Source organism: Pedobacter riviphilus, from assembly GCF_014692875.1.
Lineage (GTDB): Bacteria > Bacteroidota > Bacteroidia > Sphingobacteriales > Sphingobacteriaceae > Pedobacter > Pedobacter riviphilus.
In genome coordinates this window covers 910,238-929,558 of sequence record NZ_CP061171.1, presented here as the reverse complement: position 1 = coordinate 929,558, position 19,321 = coordinate 910,238, and the positions used below count along the sequence as shown (strand labels likewise).

General features: G+C 37.0%; 21 protein-coding genes. All 21 read right to left on the bottom strand.

Translation table 11 applies throughout. The features are described 5' to 3' along the window. Nucleotides 1–16: 16 nt before the first annotated feature. The 21 genes from H9N25_RS03935 to H9N25_RS03840 all read right to left on the bottom strand — a co-directional run bounded on the left by H9N25_RS03935 (nucleotide 17) and on the right by H9N25_RS03840 (nucleotide 19,084). Complete coding sequence (locus H9N25_RS03935; RefSeq protein ID WP_190328018.1) at nucleotides 17–1,177, bottom strand: 1-deoxy-D-xylulose-5-phosphate reductoisomerase; 1,161 nt, start codon at nucleotides 1,175–1,177, stop codon at nucleotides 17–19. Between the two features lie 109 nt (nucleotides 1,178–1,286). Continuing rightward, the gene (locus H9N25_RS03930; protein ID WP_190328017.1) at nucleotides 1,287–2,786 is read right to left on the bottom strand and encodes a GH3 auxin-responsive promoter family protein; all 1,500 of its coding nucleotides are present in this window, start codon (nucleotides 2,784–2,786) and stop codon (nucleotides 1,287–1,289) included. 45 nt (nucleotides 2,787–2,831) lie between these two features. Next, nucleotides 2,832–3,620 carry a hypothetical protein gene (locus H9N25_RS03925; RefSeq protein WP_167293494.1) on the bottom strand — a complete coding sequence of 263 codons (789 nt, stop codon included), beginning with the start codon at nucleotides 3,618–3,620 and terminating at the stop codon, nucleotides 2,832–2,834. Beyond that, entirely contained in the window at nucleotides 3,617–4,585 is a 969-nt protein-coding gene (locus tag H9N25_RS03920; RefSeq protein WP_190328016.1) for a glycosyltransferase, read from the bottom strand. The genes H9N25_RS03925 and H9N25_RS03920 overlap by 4 nt, the downstream gene beginning before the upstream one ends. 68 nt (nucleotides 4,586–4,653) lie before the next feature. Continuing rightward, the gene (locus H9N25_RS03915; RefSeq protein WP_190328015.1) at nucleotides 4,654–5,604 is read right to left on the bottom strand and encodes a glycosyltransferase family 2 protein; all 951 of its coding nucleotides are present in this window, start codon (nucleotides 5,602–5,604) and stop codon (nucleotides 4,654–4,656) included. A 170-nt stretch (nucleotides 5,605–5,774) separates the two neighbouring features. After that, nucleotides 5,775–6,344 (bottom strand): DUF4199 domain-containing protein, encoded by a 570-nt coding sequence (locus H9N25_RS03910; RefSeq protein ID WP_167293491.1) that lies wholly within the window; start codon nucleotides 6,342–6,344, stop codon nucleotides 5,775–5,777. Nucleotides 6,345–6,360: 16 nt separating this feature from the next. After that, the gene (locus tag H9N25_RS03905; protein WP_190328014.1) at nucleotides 6,361–7,029 is read right to left on the bottom strand and encodes a hypothetical protein; all 669 of its coding nucleotides are present in this window, start codon (nucleotides 7,027–7,029) and stop codon (nucleotides 6,361–6,363) included. 98 nt (nucleotides 7,030–7,127) lie between these two features. Next, the gene (locus H9N25_RS03900) at nucleotides 7,128–8,384 is read right to left on the bottom strand and encodes a dihydroorotase (RefSeq protein ID WP_190328013.1); all 1,257 of its coding nucleotides are present in this window, start codon (nucleotides 8,382–8,384) and stop codon (nucleotides 7,128–7,130) included. Beyond that, the gene (locus H9N25_RS03895) at nucleotides 8,381–10,423 is read right to left on the bottom strand and encodes a BatA domain-containing protein (RefSeq protein WP_190328012.1); all 2,043 of its coding nucleotides are present in this window, start codon (nucleotides 10,421–10,423) and stop codon (nucleotides 8,381–8,383) included. The genes H9N25_RS03900 and H9N25_RS03895 overlap by 4 nt, the downstream gene beginning before the upstream one ends. Nucleotides 10,424–10,483: 60 nt before the next feature. Next, a complete protein-coding gene (locus tag H9N25_RS03890) occupies nucleotides 10,484–10,900 on the bottom strand; it encodes a hypothetical protein (RefSeq protein ID WP_190328011.1) in 417 nt (138 codons plus the stop codon). Nucleotides 10,901–11,023: 123 nt separating this feature from the next. Beyond that, complete coding sequence (locus H9N25_RS03885; RefSeq protein ID WP_190328010.1) at nucleotides 11,024–12,481, bottom strand: nicotinate phosphoribosyltransferase; 1,458 nt, start codon at nucleotides 12,479–12,481, stop codon at nucleotides 11,024–11,026. Nucleotides 12,482–12,493: 12 nt separating this feature from the next. Continuing rightward, nucleotides 12,494–12,964 (bottom strand): macro domain-containing protein, encoded by a 471-nt coding sequence (locus H9N25_RS03880; protein WP_190328009.1) that lies wholly within the window; start codon nucleotides 12,962–12,964, stop codon nucleotides 12,494–12,496. A 3-nt stretch (nucleotides 12,965–12,967) separates the two neighbouring features. Beyond that, the gene (locus H9N25_RS03875; RefSeq protein WP_190328008.1) at nucleotides 12,968–13,696 is read right to left on the bottom strand and encodes a metallophosphoesterase family protein; all 729 of its coding nucleotides are present in this window, start codon (nucleotides 13,694–13,696) and stop codon (nucleotides 12,968–12,970) included. A 1-nt stretch (nucleotide 13,697) separates the two neighbouring features. Then, entirely contained in the window at nucleotides 13,698–13,784 is an 87-nt protein-coding gene (locus H9N25_RS25230; protein ID WP_330221106.1) for a hypothetical protein, read from the bottom strand. A 104-nt stretch (nucleotides 13,785–13,888) separates the two neighbouring features. Then, nucleotides 13,889–14,239 carry an RNA 2'-phosphotransferase gene (locus H9N25_RS24320; protein ID WP_223833569.1) on the bottom strand — a complete coding sequence of 117 codons (351 nt, stop codon included), beginning with the start codon at nucleotides 14,237–14,239 and terminating at the stop codon, nucleotides 13,889–13,891. Between the two features lie 13 nt (nucleotides 14,240–14,252). Continuing rightward, nucleotides 14,253–14,762, bottom strand: a complete 510-nt coding sequence (locus H9N25_RS03865; protein ID WP_190328007.1) for an O-acetyl-ADP-ribose deacetylase — start codon at nucleotides 14,760–14,762, stop codon at nucleotides 14,253–14,255. Nucleotides 14,763–14,777: 15 nt separating this feature from the next. Further along, on the bottom strand, nucleotides 14,778–15,224 hold the full coding sequence (locus tag H9N25_RS03860; protein ID WP_223833568.1) for an NADAR family protein: 447 nt from the start codon (nucleotides 15,222–15,224) through the stop codon (nucleotides 14,778–14,780). 137 nt (nucleotides 15,225–15,361) lie between these two features. Next, nucleotides 15,362–15,847, bottom strand: coding sequence for a nucleoside 2-deoxyribosyltransferase domain-containing protein (locus H9N25_RS03855; protein WP_190328006.1), 486 nt, complete (start codon nucleotides 15,845–15,847; stop codon nucleotides 15,362–15,364). 8 nt (nucleotides 15,848–15,855) lie between these two features. Further along, a complete protein-coding gene (prs, locus tag H9N25_RS03850; protein WP_190328005.1) occupies nucleotides 15,856–16,689 on the bottom strand; it encodes a ribose-phosphate diphosphokinase in 834 nt (277 codons plus the stop codon). 68 nt (nucleotides 16,690–16,757) lie between these two features. Beyond that, nucleotides 16,758–17,450 (bottom strand): NUDIX hydrolase, encoded by a 693-nt coding sequence (locus H9N25_RS03845; RefSeq protein WP_190328004.1) that lies wholly within the window; start codon nucleotides 17,448–17,450, stop codon nucleotides 16,758–16,760. Between the two features lie 71 nt (nucleotides 17,451–17,521). Further along, complete coding sequence (locus tag H9N25_RS03840; protein WP_190328003.1) at nucleotides 17,522–19,084, bottom strand: L,D-transpeptidase family protein; 1,563 nt, start codon at nucleotides 19,082–19,084, stop codon at nucleotides 17,522–17,524. Between the last annotated feature and the right edge of the window lie 237 nt (nucleotides 19,085–19,321).

Sequence of the window (19,321 nt, the reverse complement as noted above, 5' to 3'; positions counted from 1 at the left end):
ATTTTTATATTAGATGTTAAACTATACTTTTTGTTACTAATTCGCCGGCTAAGATACGGCTATGTTTGTCAGTTTCTAAATAATCACTCAATTGTGGCTTTTCAACAAAGCGAACCTCCTCCATACATTGCTCAATTACTTCGCTCATTTGCAGGAAACCAATTTTATCTTTCAAAAATGCCGCTACAACAATTTCATTCGCCGCATTTAAAATACAGGGCATATTGCCTCCTTTTCGCAATGAAGTAAATGCCAGATCCAAATTCCTGAAGGTTTCCATATCTGCTTTCAAGAAGTTAAAGTTTGGATATTCCAAGAAGTTAAAACGCTTAAAATTGTTTTTTAGCCTATCGGGATAATTTAAGGCATACTGAATAGGCAGTTTCATATCCGGAACACCCATCTGTGCTTTCATAGATCCATCGGTAAACTGAACGATGGAGTGAATAATAGATTGTGGATGCACGATGACATCAATCTGATCTACATTGAGGTTAAACAACCACTTCGCTTCAATTACCTCTAAACCTTTATTCATCAGAGATGCAGAATCGATGGTGATTTTTGCGCCCATTACCCAATTGGGGTGTTTTAAAGCCTGCTCTTTTTTTACTGTTGATAAGAAATCTTTTGTTTTGCCTAAGAATGGTCCGCCGGATGCCGTTAAATAAATTTTCTCAATCTCATTTTGCTCCTCACCAACCAAACATTGAAATATGGCCGAATGCTCCGAATCAACCGGTAAAATTTTAACCTGGTGTTCAGTTGCCAATTGTGTAATCAATTCGCCTGCAACCACCAAAGTTTCTTTGTTGGCTAAAGCAATATTTTTCCCTGCTTTTATGGCAGCAATGGTAGGTCTTAATCCTACGGAGCCCATTAATGCCGTTAATACCACATCGCTATCGTTATAAGCAGCAACTTCTGATAAAGCAGCCTCTCCGGCTAAAACGCTAATATCAAGTCCAAACAAAGCATCCTTAACTTCGTTGTACTTGCTTTCATCACAGATTACTACTGCATCAGGTTTAAACTCTCTCGCCTGCTGGATAAGCAACTCTGAGTTCTTTAATGCAGATAATACAGCCACTTTGAATATTTCAGGATGATCCCTGACAACCTCTAGCGCTTGTGTACCTATACTTCCTGTAGAACCTAATATGGTTATTCTTTTCAAATCGTTTTTAATATCGTGATGCTTAAAATTTAATTAAGCATTTTTTGTTCACTCCTAATTATAGCTCCGTCATTGCGAAGCTGGGCCTGAGCGAGCTGAAGCAATCTTATTAAACAATATACCTCTCCAATCCATCAGCCAGTTTCCTATCATTGCTTAAACGTGGCACTTTGTTCTGCCCGCCCAGTTTCCCTTCACTTTTCATATAATTTACAAAAGCATCTTTTTGCAAAGTACGTATAATCAATGGCTGAAGGATATTTCCTTCAATCAGGTCAAAGTAATAAATATTTTTCTTTTGCAAAGCCTTATCAACCTTTTTACTAAACGCAGCCATATCTTTCGGAGCAGACGAAAATTCTACAAACCATTCGTGGTAAGGCAATTGGCCAGCCTCCGGATTAACCTGAGGTGCTACTGTAAATTCTGTAATTTCTACTTGTTCTTCATTGGCCACACTCAAAATTGCCTGTTCTACCTCTTCTCCTATTACGTGTTCGCCGAAGGCAGAAATGAAATGTTTTATTCGTCCCGTTACCACGATTTTGTAAGGGTTTTTCGAAACAAACTTAACGGTATCGCCAATACTGTATCCCCATAAACCGGCATTGGTATTCAAAATCAATGCATAGTTGGTATCTAGTTCAACCTCGCCAAGTGATAATCTCGTTGGATTATCATTATAATATTCATCGGCCGGAACAAATTCGTAGAAAATACCAGCATCAGCCAATAACAATAAACCTTTATCTTTTTGCGAATCCTGATAAGCAATAAATCCTTCTGAAGCTGGATAAGTTTCAATGGCGTCAATTTTTTTCCCGATGCTTTGCTCAATTTTTGCTCTATAAGGCTCGAAATTTACACCACCATAAATAAACAGGCTAAAATTCTTGAATATTTCAGCGATTTTCTTCCCACCTGATTGCTCTGAAAGTTTATCGAAATACATTTGTACCCAAGGTGGAATACCTGAAATCAAGGTCATGTTTTCATTGATGGTCTCCTTAACAATGGCATCAACTTTTTGTTCCCAATCTTCGATGATATTGGTTTCGTAAGAAGGCAATCGGTTCTTTTGCAGATAAGCTGGAACGTGGTGAGCCACAATACCCGATAAACGCCCCACATTGATCCCATGTTTTACACTCAAAACCGGACTCCCTTGCAGAAAGATCATCTTTCCATTTACAAAACCGGCCTTACCTGTCTCATTAATATATGTTAAAATGGCGTTTCGTGCAGCTTTTATGTGCTCGGGCATCGATTCTTTAGAAAGTGGAATATATTTTACGCCCGAAGTGGTGCCTGATGTCTTGGCAAAATAAAGAGGCTTACCCTTCCAAAGTACGTTGGCTTCGCCTGCTACAACACGATCTACATAGGGCTTTAAGCCTTCGTAATCCTGAACTGGAACATGCTTTTTAAAATCAGCATAAGTTTTAATGTCGGCAAAATGATGGTCTTTCCCAAAAGCAGTATTTTTAGCCTCGTCAATCAGCTTTTTCAAGATATTATGCTGAGCATTTACAGCATTATTTTTCCATTTGTTAATCTGCCAAACTGCAAATGCTGCAAAGGGTTTACTTAATGCTGCTTTTAATCCCATGTTTAATGATTGAATTTGGAATAACTTAATGGCAAATATCGAGGCTTAAACGATATTATGTAAAATATCCGGATGCTCGTCTCCTTTATATTCGCTCGAAATTTTGCGGTATGCAACGGTTAAAGCTACGCTGGAAAGCGGAACAATGATAAATGAGCTTAAAATGTTTACAATAAAAGCAATTAACGGCCATTGTAGGTAGTTTAAAAGCAGATAAATTAGATATCCACCTCCTAAAACAACCAATAACAACAAAATCTTAGTAAAATTTCCTTTAGTAGTGGCCAAACTCAATTTGATCGAATCGAATGGCGTTGCACCTTTATCAATAATAAAGAATGGAAAAAATGAGATCCTTAACCAGGTGATAAAAATGGCAATAATGCCCACAGAGATGGCTACGTTTTTTACAATTTTGACATTAATTCCGGTATAGATAAAAGGAAAAGCAACCAAGATTACAACTAAATAAACACCAAGGATGCAACCTACAAAATAAAGAGTAGCTATCAGGAACCTAATAATCTGTTGCCTGGTTGGAAGCGTATCAACAATTTTTACATCACTTTCTTCATCGTCCATTAAATGGAAAATATATTTAAACAGCGAAAGATTAATGGTAAAATAAAGCAAAACAAAAATAATCACCATGATAACGCTTAGAGCTTTGCTCACATCTTTAATAAAAAAGGCCATTAAGCTTGATGCACTAGCGGTGATAAACATTAAAAAACATAATGTAGCAATCGAGAAATAGTGCTTTTTGGTAATGCCCCATGCTTTTTGCATTACATCGTTAACGGCGAACGTACTTTCTTTTAGATAATTTATCATTGTTGTTTGAATACCACACGTTTAAATAAATCCTGCATAAATCCTAAACCGTAGGCGGTTAATTGGATAAATGAAGATATAATGCTCAAAAATGCAACTTTTAACGATTTATTTACAGACCATGAATGAAAAAATATCAACATAAAGTAAATCAATAAGAAGAAGTTACAAACATATGCCAATGGAGGATATATAAAGTTACATAAAATAGTAAAGCCAACCCCCAATGTGAACAAGGCAGGAAAAAAGTGCACAGGTTTTAATTCTTTTGGGAAATGTTTGTAAATATTGATCCTGGCCCTTCCAAAAAAGTGCAACTGTTTGTAAAACTGGCTGAAGCTTGTACGGCGTTTATGGTAAACCTTAGCCTCTGGAATTAAGCCGATCTTAAAACCGTTTTCATGAATACGGATACTGTATTCTATATCCTCTCCCAACCGGGTTAAGATAAAGCCGCCTACCTTCTCCCAGGCCTGACGTGAAACGCCCATATTAAAACTGCGTGGGTGAAATTGCCCAACATGTTGTTTGTTCCCGCGGATCCCACCGGTAGTAAAAGGCGAAGTCATGGCATAGCTGATTGCTTTTTGTACCGGTGTAAAACTATCGTGTGCCGCATCCGGACCTCCATAAGCATCTAAATGATGTTCATATAGATAGTTTTTAACAATTTCAAGATAATCGGCCGGAACGAGAATATCTGAATCAAAAATGATAAAATAATCTCCCTTAGCCCTTTCAAAACCAAAATTACGGGCAAAACCTTGTCCCGCATTTTCCTTGAAGTAATATTTGATATCCAGTTTATCTGCATAAGAGGCAACAATTGCATTTGCATCGTTTTTCGAACCATCTTCAATAACCAAAACCTCAAACTGTAAATAAGTCTGCTTGGTCAAGGTATTTAAAAGTTCGTCAATTTCTTGAGGACGATTATAAAGTGGAATGATGATGGAGAAAAACATGTCTTGAAGCTGAAAGCGGAAAGACTAAAGACCAAAGCTCTTTTTGCTTCAAGCTTTAGTCTTTCGGCTTATTTAAGTTCTTTTTCGATTAAATATTGATTTCTTTCAGGTGCATTACGCGATAAAAGTTCGGCAATAAAGCCTGCTAAAAACATTTGCGACCCCACTATAATAGCAACCAGTGATAAATAAAACAATGGTTGATCGGTTACATCTCGGTAAGCCAAACCTTTCCAGATTAGGATTTGTTTTTCTATGAGTACATAAAGCGACATTACAATTCCTAAAAAGAAACTTAAAACCCCTAACGAACCAAAAAAGTGCATCGGGCGTTTTCCAAATTTTCCAACAAAGAAAATGGAGAGTAAATCTAAAAAACCATTTATAAACCTGCTGAAACCAAATTTTGTGGTGCCATATTTGCGCGCACGGTGTTCTACCACTTGCTCAGCTATTTTACTAAATCCGGCCCATTTGGCAATTACGGGGATGTAACGGTGCATCTCGCCGTAAACCTCTATGGTTTTAATCACATCGCTACGGTAAGCTTTTAAGCCACAGTTAAAATCGTTCAGTTCTATACCGCTCATTTTGCGGGTGGCGGCATTAAAAAGTTTAGTAGGTATCGTTTTTGTAATAGGATCGTAACGCTTCTTTTTCCAGCCCGAAATAATATCAAGCTTTTCTTCCTGAATGCGTCGGTACAATTCAGGGATTTCATCCGGACTATCCTGTAAATCGGCATCCATCGTAATCACTACGTGGCCTTGCGTGGCTTCGAAACCAACGTTCAAGGCTGCAGATTTACCATAGTTCCTTCTGAATTTGATCCCTTTTATGGCAGGGTTTTGAGATCTTAATTCTTCAATCACCTCCCAGGATCTATCGGTACTACCATCATCAACCAAAATAATTTCATAGCTGAAATCATTGGCAATCATCACTTTATCAATCCATGCCGTTAATTCTGGCAAAGATTCATCTTCATTAAATAAGGGTACTACAACTGATATATCCATTTTTGAGTATTATCGTCATTGCGTGAAGGAACGACGGAACAATCTATTATAAGATTGCCACACCCCTACGCATTTCCTATGCTTCGTTCGCAATGACGCATTATTAAAAACGTGCAAATTTCATCAAATTAAATGATAAAACCTGCACGTTCAAAATTTTATAAAGGAAATTAGTCTTCTTTCGGAAAAGAGTTAAATGTAACTGGTTCTTTTCTTTTTAAAATGGCAGCCAATATTAGCGAAAGCACTCCATACAATGCAAGTGAAACACCAAAACTGGTAAATATATTTTTAAAAGTTGGCTCAAGTTTTTCCCGCATATTACCTGCTTTTGCCATAGCTTCATCAATTTGTTCGCTAGCCATTCCGAATTTCTCCATCATCGCCCTTTGTGCTGTTTCGATGGCAGCTGCAGCTTTGGCCGGAAGATCAGGATCGATAATTTTCATCAGTACAACATTGTAAAGTGTCGCAGTTAGTGCCAGGATTAATGAAACAATTAAAAAAGCTTTAAAAGCTTCTCCAAATGTCCAAAAACCACCAATTTCTTTACGAATGTTAATCCCTACCACTACCAATAAAGCAATAAACAAAACAAATATCGCTATCTGCGCCACAAAGCTGGTGTAAATTAATACAGGATCAATAAAATGTAGCGTTAATGATAAAATGATTGAAACTGCAGCCAGCATTAATCCATTTTTTAAAGCCAGTTTGGAAATAAGAGCACTCTTGTCCATTTTTTTTAAATTTTAGTTAGTTATTGATTGTTGTGATCAATGTATAAGATGCCGCATCGAAAGCTTTGTTACTGCTAAACTGAATTAATTCTTTTTCAGTTTCTTTACTTCCTTCTACATCCAGGAAGAAAACCATAAACGGTACAAACAGTTCCTGCATCTCTTCGCTGATGTTTAACTTACCTGCTGCTTTGCAGATATCCTCTACGCTGCTTTCAGCCAGCTGCTGATTGCTGATCAGTTCTTCATAAATTTCAAACTCATCCTGGAACTCATCGTCTTCTACCAGTAAGAATTCTTTCAGGAAATCACCCAATTCCGGATCTAAATCTTCATCCTTACACTCTTTAATGTAAAGCAAAAGATTTAAGAGTTCGGTTCCCCTATCAATAGTTTCTTCTTCAATATTTGCCCATTCTTCACTTTCCAAATAATCGTCTTCCAATTTCTGCACATCACTGCTAAAGAAATTCACCATTAATAAATCGAAAAATATTTCACGCAGTTCTTCAAATTTCGGATAACTATCGAAAACGGCATCAAAAGCCTCAGCTTTATCTAAAAAGTTAACATCAAGCTCAAAAGCAGCCAGTAATTCTGTTTCGAAACCTTCGACATTAATAGCCGAAACCTCTGCATATTTATTGATGGTGGCATTTAGCGCTTTTTTTACTCTATTATCCATAGGATTAAGATTTTTAAGATTATAGGATTTTAAGATCATTACATCGATCCGTCATGCTGAATTTATTTCAGCATCTATATGTCATAAGTTATTTTTAACTAACTCTCCCAGTACTGATTATTATTATAAACCAGTTTTACTTTGCCGGTAAGTTCAGTACCCAATAACGGACTGTTTGCCGATCTTGAATGGTTACTAGCTGCATTATACATCCATTTTTCTGTTGTATTTAATACCGTAAAGTTGGCTTCGGCGCCTTCTTCCATTACCGGAACAGTTAAATTTAACAATTTACGTGGATTAATAGCCAACTTCTCTGCAATTAAAGCAATATCCAGCCCGGCTTTTAGTAACAATGGCAATACAGTTTGCAAAGCAATAATGCCGTAGTGGGCAATCTCGAACTCTACATTTTTAAATTCGATTTCCTCTGGGCGATGCTGAGAAGTAATGGCATCGATGGTTCCATCTTTTAAACCAGCAATTAGCGCTTTTACATCAGCTTTTGCGCGCAATGGTGGTTTAACCTTATAATTACTATCAAAATCGCTTAAAAGTTCTTCTGTAAACACCAGGTGATGTGCCGTTACATCACATGAAACCTGAACACCATCTTTCTTTGCCTTACGGATTAAAGCGACAGCCCCTGCAGTTGAAATATTGCTGATGTGGATTTTGGTTTCATTGTAAGAAGCCAGAAAGATATCGCGGGCAATGTGCATTTCTTCAGCCAATGCAGGTAAGCCTTTCATACCCAAAAGCACAGAGTTTTTGCTCTCGTTGATCTGAGATTTACCTGCGATAGATTTATTTTCGGGATAAACCATTAATAGTGCATCGAAGCCTTTTGCATATTGTAACGCACGGCTCATAAAACCATCATCCTGCAAGGCCCTATCTCCATCAGAAAAAGCTATTGCCCCGGCCTGTTGCATATCGAACAGTTCGGCAAGTTCTTTTGCTTCGCGATTCTGGCTAATAGCACCAACTGGCAAAACATCAACCAAATTGTTTTTGGCCTTATTGATAATGTATTCTACTTGCGATTTTGACTGTACAACCGGATTGGTTTGCGGCAATAAAGCTAATCCGGTAAAACCACCAGCTTTTGCGGTTGCGGTTAATGTTTGAATATCTTCCTTAGTTTCGAAACCGGGGTCGCCGGCAGCGCAGTTTAAATCGAAAAAGCCCGGCGTTAAAAAAGCACCCTGAGCATCAAAAATGGTTTCGCTTTTATCGGCAGTTAATTTACCTATGTTTTTAATTTTACCATTTTCTACCCTGATATCACATTGTTGATTGTTAAATTTACTTTGCGGATCGGTAATGGTTACATTTTTAACCAGGAGATTCATATTGTTTTTTTTGTGTTGTTAAAAAATCGGATGAGCAAAATTTCTGCTGCGATAAAAATCAGCGACAAAATTAGGCAAAGTTTCCATAAAGTTTGCCCGATTTTATTGCCGCCGGCAATTAATTTAACGGCATCTTTATCAGTATCAAATATCTTAAGATTACTTTTATCTGCTAATTGTTCAAGTTCTGTTTTGCTTAGATAGTGCATATCAGATTCTGTTCTGCCATTGTTAAAACTATAAACAGCGAGCAGCGAATCTGCAAGTTTTAGGTTATAAAAGCCTGCATTTTTTATCTGATCGGCGATGTAAATCAGCGTTTTCCCATCTGATTGGCGTATTTCAGGAATCGCTTCAAAATGATCGGCTGTGATTTTTAAGCTCTGGTTTTTACCCAAGCTGATTTTTTTACTGGCCAATATATTGTCATTGCCAATATTATAATATAAAGGCACTTCATTTCCCCCACTCAGGGCCAAGCGATAAATTAACGGCACAAAAACCGGATGACGTGCCAGATTTCCATCACTGGTATTTAATCCAGAAGCTGATAAATAAACCTGGCCGTTCCCAACCCCATATTTGGAGAAAAAGGGCTTTCTACCAGGCAGCAACATAATATCTTCTTTGTTGGAGCTATTTTTCTCTACAAAAGAATAATAACGGGAAACAGTTGGCAAATCCAGATTTTTGGGGATTTCCTCAAAAACTGTCCTGAAAATGGGGTTTTGCAAATCAATCTGGTCAACTTTATTTGCTGTTGTATTTAAAGCTTGAACGATAGGAAGCGACAATCCGCTTAAAAATGAATTATAAGTTTGAATATTGGCATCCAAATCAGGAAAAAGTACCACTGTACCACCTGCATTCAGATAGTTTTTTAACTGTTGTGCCAATCCTGTTGAAGGATTTTTCAATCCATTCAATACAATTAAACCGTAATTGGCAAAATTACTGTAGTTCACATTGCTTTCTGCATTTTCTGCAAGCTTGTAGTAGCTATCGGCAGCAAACAACGCTTTAATGTAATTCCCTGCATTAGCACCATTAATACTTAAAACCGGAAAACTTTCATCAACTTTAAAACTGAACGACAGTGTATCGTCAAATGTTACCGGAAAATCTTTAATGCTCACAATACCTTTTTGCCAACCTGCATTAAGTCCTGAGAAATTCAGGGTATCCTTAACTGTTTTACCTGCAGGGATAGTTACAGCTCCCAATCCTTTTTGCTGGTTGTTGATGCTTAATTTTAACGGAATATTCTTTGCTTCTTCTTCTGAATAATTTTTTAGTTGTACCACTAAACGTTCATTAGCACCGGGCTGATGATTTGGAGAAAGCATCCAAACACTATCAACGGCCACATTGGGCAAAGTATTGGCATTCAATTTCAAAAATGAATACTGAATATCGGCTTTGGTTTCGAGTTTTTTTGTGGACGAGCTATTTTTTTGAAAATCGGAGATCAAAAAGCTATATTTATTATTTCCGGAACCTGTTAAAACATTGCCTTGCCTGTTTAGTACCTGTTGAAGGTTTCGGTTTGAAGCCGATATTTTAACATCTTCTAATGCTTTCAAAAACGCTTCTTCGTTTAACAAACGTTGATGTTTGCCTTCGAAATCGTTAGTTAAAAGCTGAAAACGGTCGTTGATACCAAAACCTTTAACCAGTTCTTTTGCCCTCCGCTTGGCTTCATCGAGTAGGTTGCCATCTTTATTAATGGCTTCCATACTGTAAGAATTATCGATATAAATGCTGACTATATTTTTTAAAGCAGTACTTTTTTGGTTGTTAGCAGGAATGTAGGGTTGAGCAAATGCCAGCGCCAAAAAGATGATCGCCAAAATCCGCGACAACAGAATAAGCAGGTTTTTAAGTTTTTCTTTAGAAGAGTTTTGTTGTTCTACTTCTTTTAAAAGCTGAACATTAGAGAAATAAACCTTTTTAAACTTCCTGAAATTAAATAAATGAATGATAACCGGGATAGCAACCGATATTAGTGCAAAAAGAAAGCCCGGATAAAGGAAATTCATTAAAAACCAAAGATAGAAAAATTATGGAAAGTGGCGAACTACTATTGTAATAAAGTCGTTTTAATAACTAAAGCCCGGAAATTCGATATTTACAATTTTCCAGCCATCATTGTGCAATGCAAAGTACAGTTTAAAAGGCCCGCTTACTATTTTCGATTGTTTTTGAATAACATCTCTATAACCTGCAACCCCTTCAACAAAGCCCATGCCCTTACCCTCGTTCATTAATTCAAAATTAACATCTATAATATCGTATCTACCGCCTACATATTCATCAGACCGACCGAAAATACCTTTTAACCGACCAATAATAACATCCTTACCAATAACTTTATTACCTGGGAGAATAAAAAAATCATTCAGTTCATCGGTAATAGCCTTCGATTGTTTAAACCATGCGCTTATAAATCTAATGGCACCATTTACGATATCAGCCTGATGGTTAAATGTGGGGGTGTTCTGCATTGTATCTTTCATTAAATGATGTATATCAATCTAAATCTGCCACATTGAGCCTGTCGAAATGCATTGTTATGCTCCTCCGACAAACTCAGAATGACAACTCTATATTAATGATACCACTCCAAAAACTTGGCGAAGTTAACTATTCTTTAGCCTTTCTCTAATTTCGGCGAGAGAATAATCAATCAATAACTTTCCATCTCTGAAAACTTCTTTCAATTCGCCCTGTGCTTCTTCTTCCCAGCTGCATTGATCTTTCAGTTCGTATTTGCCTTCCGCATTTTTAAAAATCTTCAATAAGCCTTTTGCTGATTTCTTTGTGCCATCGTCGGTAATTGGATCTTTAAATATCTCGCGACCGGTACCGTCTACTTCTCCATAAGTGGCTTTCATCGCAAAACCAAAAGTATCGCGTGTATTATATTGATATGTGAATGAACCGATACCAAATACAACATTGGTAGAGGCAAAACCTTTAGCCTTTAGTCGCTCGCAGATCTGTTTAGCTCTTTCGGTAGTAATGCTATCTCCATAAATAGCACCAATCTGCGGTACCAGTTCTTTAAATCCTTTATCGTTGGTTTTCCCACCGAAAACATCCCAAAGCAACTCAATTACACCCTTTTTCTCATTTTCGTTTTTACCATTTGGATTTCCGCAGATAATATCAACCGGATCTCCAGAATCTGGCCTGATTACTACTTTACCTGGACGGGAAATAATATCGTCTTTTAAAACAGGTAGATATTCCGTTAGTACTTTCCATAAATCCCAAGTATCAGAAACGATAGATACAATTCCTTTCGGGTAAACTTCTAAAATCAAACGTTTAAAGGTTTCGAGTTCTCTGGTATTGGTCCCCATACACATTACCGAGTGTTCTGTAGCCGCTACCGACCCGCCGATTAACTCTTTATCTGAATCTGCGTTGTAATATTCTTCTAAAAAATCGATGGCTGGAATAGTATCTGTTCCTGTAAAACTCAATAAATGTCCAGCTGCCGAAGTTACCGCAGCTTCTATTCCACCCATACCACGCATAGAGAAATCATGCCCCTGCCAATCTACAAATTCTGGAACTGAAGAGGTTTCTGCCGCATACTGATCCAAAATTACCCGGTATTGTTTAGCTATCGTAGCAGAATTGCATGGCAACCATACCACCGCAGATAGTAAGGTTTCGAAATAATTGGTCAACCAGAAAAATTCCGACTTTGTATTGTACATGGTAAACATAGGTACGCGCAGAGGCACTTCAGCACCTTCTGGTAATGATTTAAAAACCATTGGAATATAACCCAGATCGTGTAAATCAGCTATATGTTGTATACCTACAAAATTTTCTCCCAGGTAATTATTGATCCTGCGTGCATATTTCTTTAAAATTTCTTCTTTTGGCTGTTTAAAGAAATTCTGGTTAAAATCTTCAATGATGTATTTTTTGATAAAATACTGCAAGCCAAAAAGCACCACATAATCTACATTTTCGAGTCTGCTTTTTCTTGGCGTCCAGTTAGAATAAACTAATGTGGTATTTTCTGGGTACTGTCTACGGTGGTCAACTTTATAACCGTCTGTTAATAATAATGGATTCATAGTGTCTATCTTTTAAAAATCGTAAACTATTGTATTAATATCTTTCTTTGAAATCGTTTCTTTAATAATTGACTCAATTATTTCCCATTTCCCTCCTGCTAATCCACATCCTATTCTTGGCATGTGCACGGAAGCACTAATATCTCTTGCAAAATCTGCAACCTTTCTTAAGCCACCTTCAACGGCATCATACCTTATTGGAGCGTTGCCATTTTCATCTTTAATTATTTTATGTTGGCCAATTAAATTAGCTACCCATAAATCTTGTTCAACTCGTACGAACTGAACCTCACCAAGATTGAAATTATCTTTTGATTGATACCAGGTTCTATATTTGCTTTCGGGAGCTTTCCATCTTTTCGAAATAGCCAGTACAAATCCCTTTCCCCATCCACCTATGTCATTACATATGTGAACAATTATCTTATTTTCCTCACCGAATGGATTGGTTGCATCACCTTTTTTATATTCAATGTCTTTCATGTTTTAATTTCTTCCTTTTTCGTTTGGATACAGGCTTTGTAAAGTATCGCTTTGCCAAAAATCCTTGGTTTCGATATCCAAACAGGTTAATTTTCCGGTAAATGCAGCGCCGGTATCGATATTCCAGACATTACAACCCTGCATGGGCACGTTCATATTATAATAGAGCGTTGGGGTATGGCCGATATAGATTTCATGGTAGAGCAATAAACGTTTAGGATAAAGTACCGAATCTTTTTTGATCCTCTTATCCATAGTCAGGGCCATTTCCCAAAGCGTTCTATCCCACGAATAATTGGAAGAATAATGTTCTTTTTCAGGACCGTGCATAGAAGAAAAACCAGCGTGAATAAAGAGGTTGTTATGCTCATCAACGTAGTAATCTTTCATGCGTTCAAAGAAATTTAGATGTTTTTGCTTCACTAGATCAGGCATGTTTTTATAACTTTCGATGGTTAATTTGCCGCCATGAACAAACCAAACATCATCAACAATACCTTTTTCCAACCAGTCGATACACCACGCATCGTGATTTCCTTTGATAAAAATGCATTGCTGGTTTTCTTCCAATTGCATCAGGTAATTGATTACCTGTGCCGATTCACTCCATCCATCCACATAATCGCCAAGAAAAATCAGTTTGTCATCTTTTGTTACTTCTGCACGCTCGAATAACTGAACTAAACCTTTTAATCCCCCATGAATATCACCTATTACTAATGTTCTGCCCATGTTAAAACGTTATATATTCAGCGGGCACAACATCTGTAAGCCATACATTGTTAGCTGATAAATAAAATTTATAGCCTGCCCTGTGCATCTCTCCACTATTAATGGTAAGGATAACCGGTTTCCCTTCCTGCCACCTACTTTATTGGCTGTTTCTCTATCGGCACTTAAATGCACCTGCTGTCTGCTCATTTTTTACAGTCCCTGCGATTTTATATCCGACAGGAACTTTTCAACTGTACCATGATACAAGTACGCTAATGGTTCGGCTTGATTTAAGTTTAATTCAACAGCAATGGAATGCCCTTGGCTTGCCCTTATTTTAGTTTTATCATCATTGAAGGCAAATCTCTTTTTGTCGTTATTTTCAACAATGTAGTCAAGCTGTTCAAAATCTATCCTTCTGTCGTAAAGATCAAATTTGGCAATTAACTCATTTACATCTGCCCAACCGTTTTCGTCAAGTTCTAAGCCTATGGTTTCTGGCGAATGCCTCAAAATATAGCTGAGTAGTTTACTTATGCCTTTTATTATTTTATTGTCCATGACTTAAATGTTATTACTTTAATTTCTCTAGGTAGCGTTGATAATTTTCATCATCGAAACAAACGAAGATTACCTTTTCTATCTTTCCTTTTTCAGCAAAATTATTTACAGTGTTAATGGCAATATCTGCCGCTTTTTCTTTAGGAAAATGATAAATCCCTGTGCTGATGTTTGGGAAAGCAATAATTTTAACACCGTTTTCAACTGCTAGGGTTAAACTGTTACGGTAACAATCTGCGAGCAAAGCATTTTTTTCTTCGCTATCACCATTCCATACAGGTCCAACCGTATGGATTACATATTTTGCGGGTAAATTGCCTGCCATGGTAATTACCGCATTTCCAGTTTTGCACTTTCCCTGTTTATCTCTGATGGCCATGCAAGCTTCTAAAATTGCCTTTCCACCCTTTCTGTGGATGGCACCATCTACCCCACCGCCACCAAGCAAAGAACTGTTTGCCGCATTAACAATTGCATCAGCTTTAATTTCTGTTATATCGGCTTTGATTAGTTCTAAAATCATTTTTTACTTGCTTTATTAATAAACCTGTTTCTTAGATATGTCATCCCTTACTTCCATCAATGCGAAGCCTAACAGATTTAAACCTTTCCAATTTTTGGGATTTATTGCATCTATATGGTCTTCTGCCAAACCGATCCCCCAAATTGCATCGACCGGACTGGCCTCGGCCAGGACTTTATTTTTAGTTTGCAAAAGGAAAGACTTCAAATCTTCATTTTGAGAAAACTTAAGCAAGTTTCCCTGTTTTACAATTTCATATTTATGAGCATTCCATTTTGCAGCATCAAAATTTCTGATCTGTCGCCCCAAGTCTTTTACATCTTTGGGAGATTTTTTAGTTAATATTTTTTCAAAAACCTGGTGATCGTTAAATAATAAAGCCTTTTTTGCCATCATGTAATGTTCAGCTGTTTGATAGATAATATCATTTTCAACAAATGGAGATGGCCACCATTGGCTCATGCAGGTTTTAATAATAGATCCATCTTTACTTCTTTGATGCCCTCAGAACATTAAAAAAGTCGACTTCTTTTTCATCCACCGTTTTGAGTAACCAATTTATATCATACATCATACCCAATTATTTTTAAAATCAATTTCTATTTATTTTCTACCAACTTTTTAAGCTTTGCAATTATAGCAGCACTAAGTTCATCGAACGTATCATACTGGTCAATTCCTCTCCTCTTACAAACGATATCAACATTGCCTTTTCTCCAAAATCCCTCTTCACAACAAACCATTAATTTACCAGAATCGGCAAATAACCCCAACTCCATCATTGAAATGGGTGATTTAGAATTACCCTCAATGAACAATAAAATCACATCAGCACTTTCCATCGCATCCAACTCCCAGTTCACTTGCTCACTGAATTGTGCATTTTCGATTGTCTGCGCCCAGCTATGGTCCCAAGATGCCCTTCGTGGATTGAAAACATTTACATTACCCAAGGCTTCTTCGGTGTTTGCCTTATCGATAAATTTTTGTTGCCAATCTACCGAATTGCCCATATCAATGGTTCCGGCCAGAAATACCGAAATATCCGAAGAAGAAATAGCTGTTGGTGGAAGTATCGTTTTCATTTATATTTTTATAAAATACCTACCAATTTTATCTGTGTTACCCCATCATGATCAACTTCTTTGATCGAATCGGTAGTAAAAATTTGCTCGAAATATTTGTCCAGCTCATCAAAACCTTTGCTAAATATGCCATGACTAATCGCTAAATAAAGCTTCCCAGCATTTTTAGCCTTTAGCGCTTCTGCCAGACCAATAAATGTACCACCGCCATCACAGATATCATCCACAATTAAACAATCAGCACCAGCTAAATCTTCTGCATATACTTTAAATCCTGAAAGTTTTCCTGTTTTCACATCCCGGCTTTTTGAACACTCTACCACTTCTGCTCCACCTAAAAATTCAGATACTTTGTAAATTTTCTTTAATGCTCCACCATCAGGAGATATGAGTTTTACTTCTGTACCTATTTTTGCAATTACCTGTTTTATAAATTCGTGATTGGAAACTGTAACACAGTTATTGAGTAAGGCTGGTGTTACTTCGCTATGCGGATCAAAAACGGTAACACTTGCCAAAGCCATGGCGTTAATGATATCGGCATAAACTTTCACCGATAAAGGCTCGCCAGGGATCATCACCCGATCTTGCCTTGCAGCCGGAAAGTACGGTATAAAAAGTTCGATTTCTTTTACGCCCATTCTCCTCAAGGCATCAACCGTAATGCAGATCATACCTAAATCATTGAAGGAATTTATTCTTTGCGTAATGGTAACCGGAGCAGCAACATCAAAATTGGTCGAAATTTTAATGTGTGGTTCGCCACCCGCAAATAAGAAAGATTTATATTCGATTAAGTTATTTTCGCCTAGCGGAGTAAAACTTGGATTAAGATTTAACATATATTTGCGTATTATTTACACAAAAATAAAAACGATTTTTAGAATACAAAGAATAATTTGTGTTTATTTTACGCAAACCTAATGTCGAATTGGAAATTATCCTTCAAAAGCTGGTTATATTTTGTCTTATCGAAGGTGAAAAGTTTGCCTGGTCTGCCACTAGTACCTATTTTAACCACTTTATCGGTTTCTGCAACAATTCCAAAACTTAGAATTTTTTTTCTGAAATTTCGTCGGTCTATATCTCTTTCTAAAATGGTGCAATACAGATTTTCAAGATCTGAAAAGAGAAATTCGTGATCCAGCAGATCAAAACCGATCGGCTGATAAGTGAGTTTACTTTTTAAACGCTGATGTGCGAGATTAACCATTTCATTGTGATCGTAACCCAATTGTGGAATTCCGGTTACAGGAAACCATTTCGCATCTTTAGCATCGGTATCGGCTTTTAATACAAAATTTTTAGGATTAACCAAGGCAAAATAAGCTACAGAAATTACCCTGAAGCGTTCGTCGCGATTGATATCATCACCAAAAGTACCCAACTGCTCAAGGTAATTTACCGTTATACCTGCCTCTTCTTTAAGTTCGCGCTCAACGGCCATAAGCAAAGGCTCATCATTTAAAATAAATCCACCAGGCAAAACCCATCTATCGGCCAATTTACCAAATCGCTGCTGAACGGCTAACACATAAAGTGTTCCTTTTTCGTAGCCAAAAACAATGGCGTCAACAGCAACTTTAATATTTTGATCGATCATCCTTTGATTTGTGTTAAAACAACACAAAGCTAATCGTTTTAACTAAGAAGATCGAAACTGTTGATTAAATTCTACCTAAACTTCTTCATCGCAGCCCAAAGTTTTTCATCCATACCATAAACATCAGGCCTGTATTCAATCTTATCGTTTTGCGACCAGGCCGTAATGTAGGTAATAATTAAGGGAACAGATTTCTTTGGCCCGAACCAAGCTGGTTTTAATTGGAATGCTTTGGTGGTATCTGCCTTTTGCGCCATGCGTTTTTTATACCATTTCACATGCGTACTGTCTATCGGTGGTAAATCTACTTCTGCCCTTAATTTGTCATAAGTGTAAGAATCGTTCACTAAAAGTTCGGCAAATTGAAGAGGTTTTTCGATACGTACACAACCATGACTAATCGCCCTATTAGTTAGGTTAAATCCGTTCTTGTTATTGGTATCATGCAGGTAAATACTCGAGCTATTATCGAAGATGAATTTGAATTTCCCTAAAGCGTTTCCACCGCCAGATCCCTGCTTAAATTTAAAGGGCAGTTTATCCCTCGAATACTTGTTCCAATTGATGGTATCGGGCTCACCAATTAGTTTGTCTTTATAGTAAACTTTGATGTTACTGTTCGATAAATAATATGGATCTTTTCTGGCCATCCAATAGATCTCACTTTGCGCAATACTTACCGGAATATTCCAGATCGGATTGGCCTGAATAGAATTGATTTTACTGAACAATAAAGGCGTCTCGTGGTTCTTTGGTTTATCATCCAGATTACCCGATTTTGCAAAGGCTTTTAACTTCTCTTCGTAACCGTTTTCACGCTTCCCACCAACACAAACTTTCATTGTAATTACAGTATCAGATTTATCAAACCAGGTTAACTTAAAATCAGGAATATTTACCTGCACATAGTTGTCTCCTGTCTCTGGCATTTTCCAACGGAAGCGCTCCATATTTAACAGCAAAATCCGCTTTTCATCTTCTGCATCTGTATTCAAATACGCGGTTTGTAAAGCCTTGTATTGGGCCGATTTCGGCTGAACAGATCTTAATGTATCAACCAAACTTTTACTATTTAAAAGATTGATCATCCCCAAGCTATCAGGGCGTTTGACTTTAATGTAATAACGCGAAAAAATAGTGCGTGGGTTTACCACCCCATATTTGAGGTAATTATTATAATTCAGATAAGCATTTGCAGATAACAGCTCCAATTTGGCAATTAAAGGATAGCTTTCCTCCACCTTTTTAAACTTATTGGCCGTTAATTCTGCTAACAAGCTTTTGATCTCATCGCCTTTAAAAATCTTTGGATTGAAGCCATGCACCTTACTTTGCTCTAAATAGCTCACCAGCGAGTCTAATTCCCCATTAATATAAAACTGCGTAACTAATTTAGGTTCAGCAGAATGATTTAAATAAAAAGCTTTTATGGTTTTAGGATTAACGAACTTGCCCGAAAGACTGTCCATTGTTTTCACAAAAATGCTATCATAAGCTACAGTGTCGAAATCTTTGTAGATTTTGTTCTTGAAATGTTCAGACAATACTTTTCCGATCTCCGGTGGGCTTTTAAACCATCCACAGGCAGAAATGAACAAAATAAAGGGCAGAATTAGAAAGCGAAACTTTTTCAAAAGAATAAAATTTTAATATAAAATAAGGGTTATTGGCAATAAAAACAGCTTAATGGCAAATTAAGTGCCATTATTTTTTGTTTTCCCATTTCAAACACTATATTTGCCAGCGCTTATCAGCTAAAGCATTGATACTGGCAGAAATAATTTATGAATTTAACTTTGAACCATCACTTACATTTACACCATCGCCGATAGGCGATATGATATGTTTGTTTTGTACTTCAAAACTTTTTT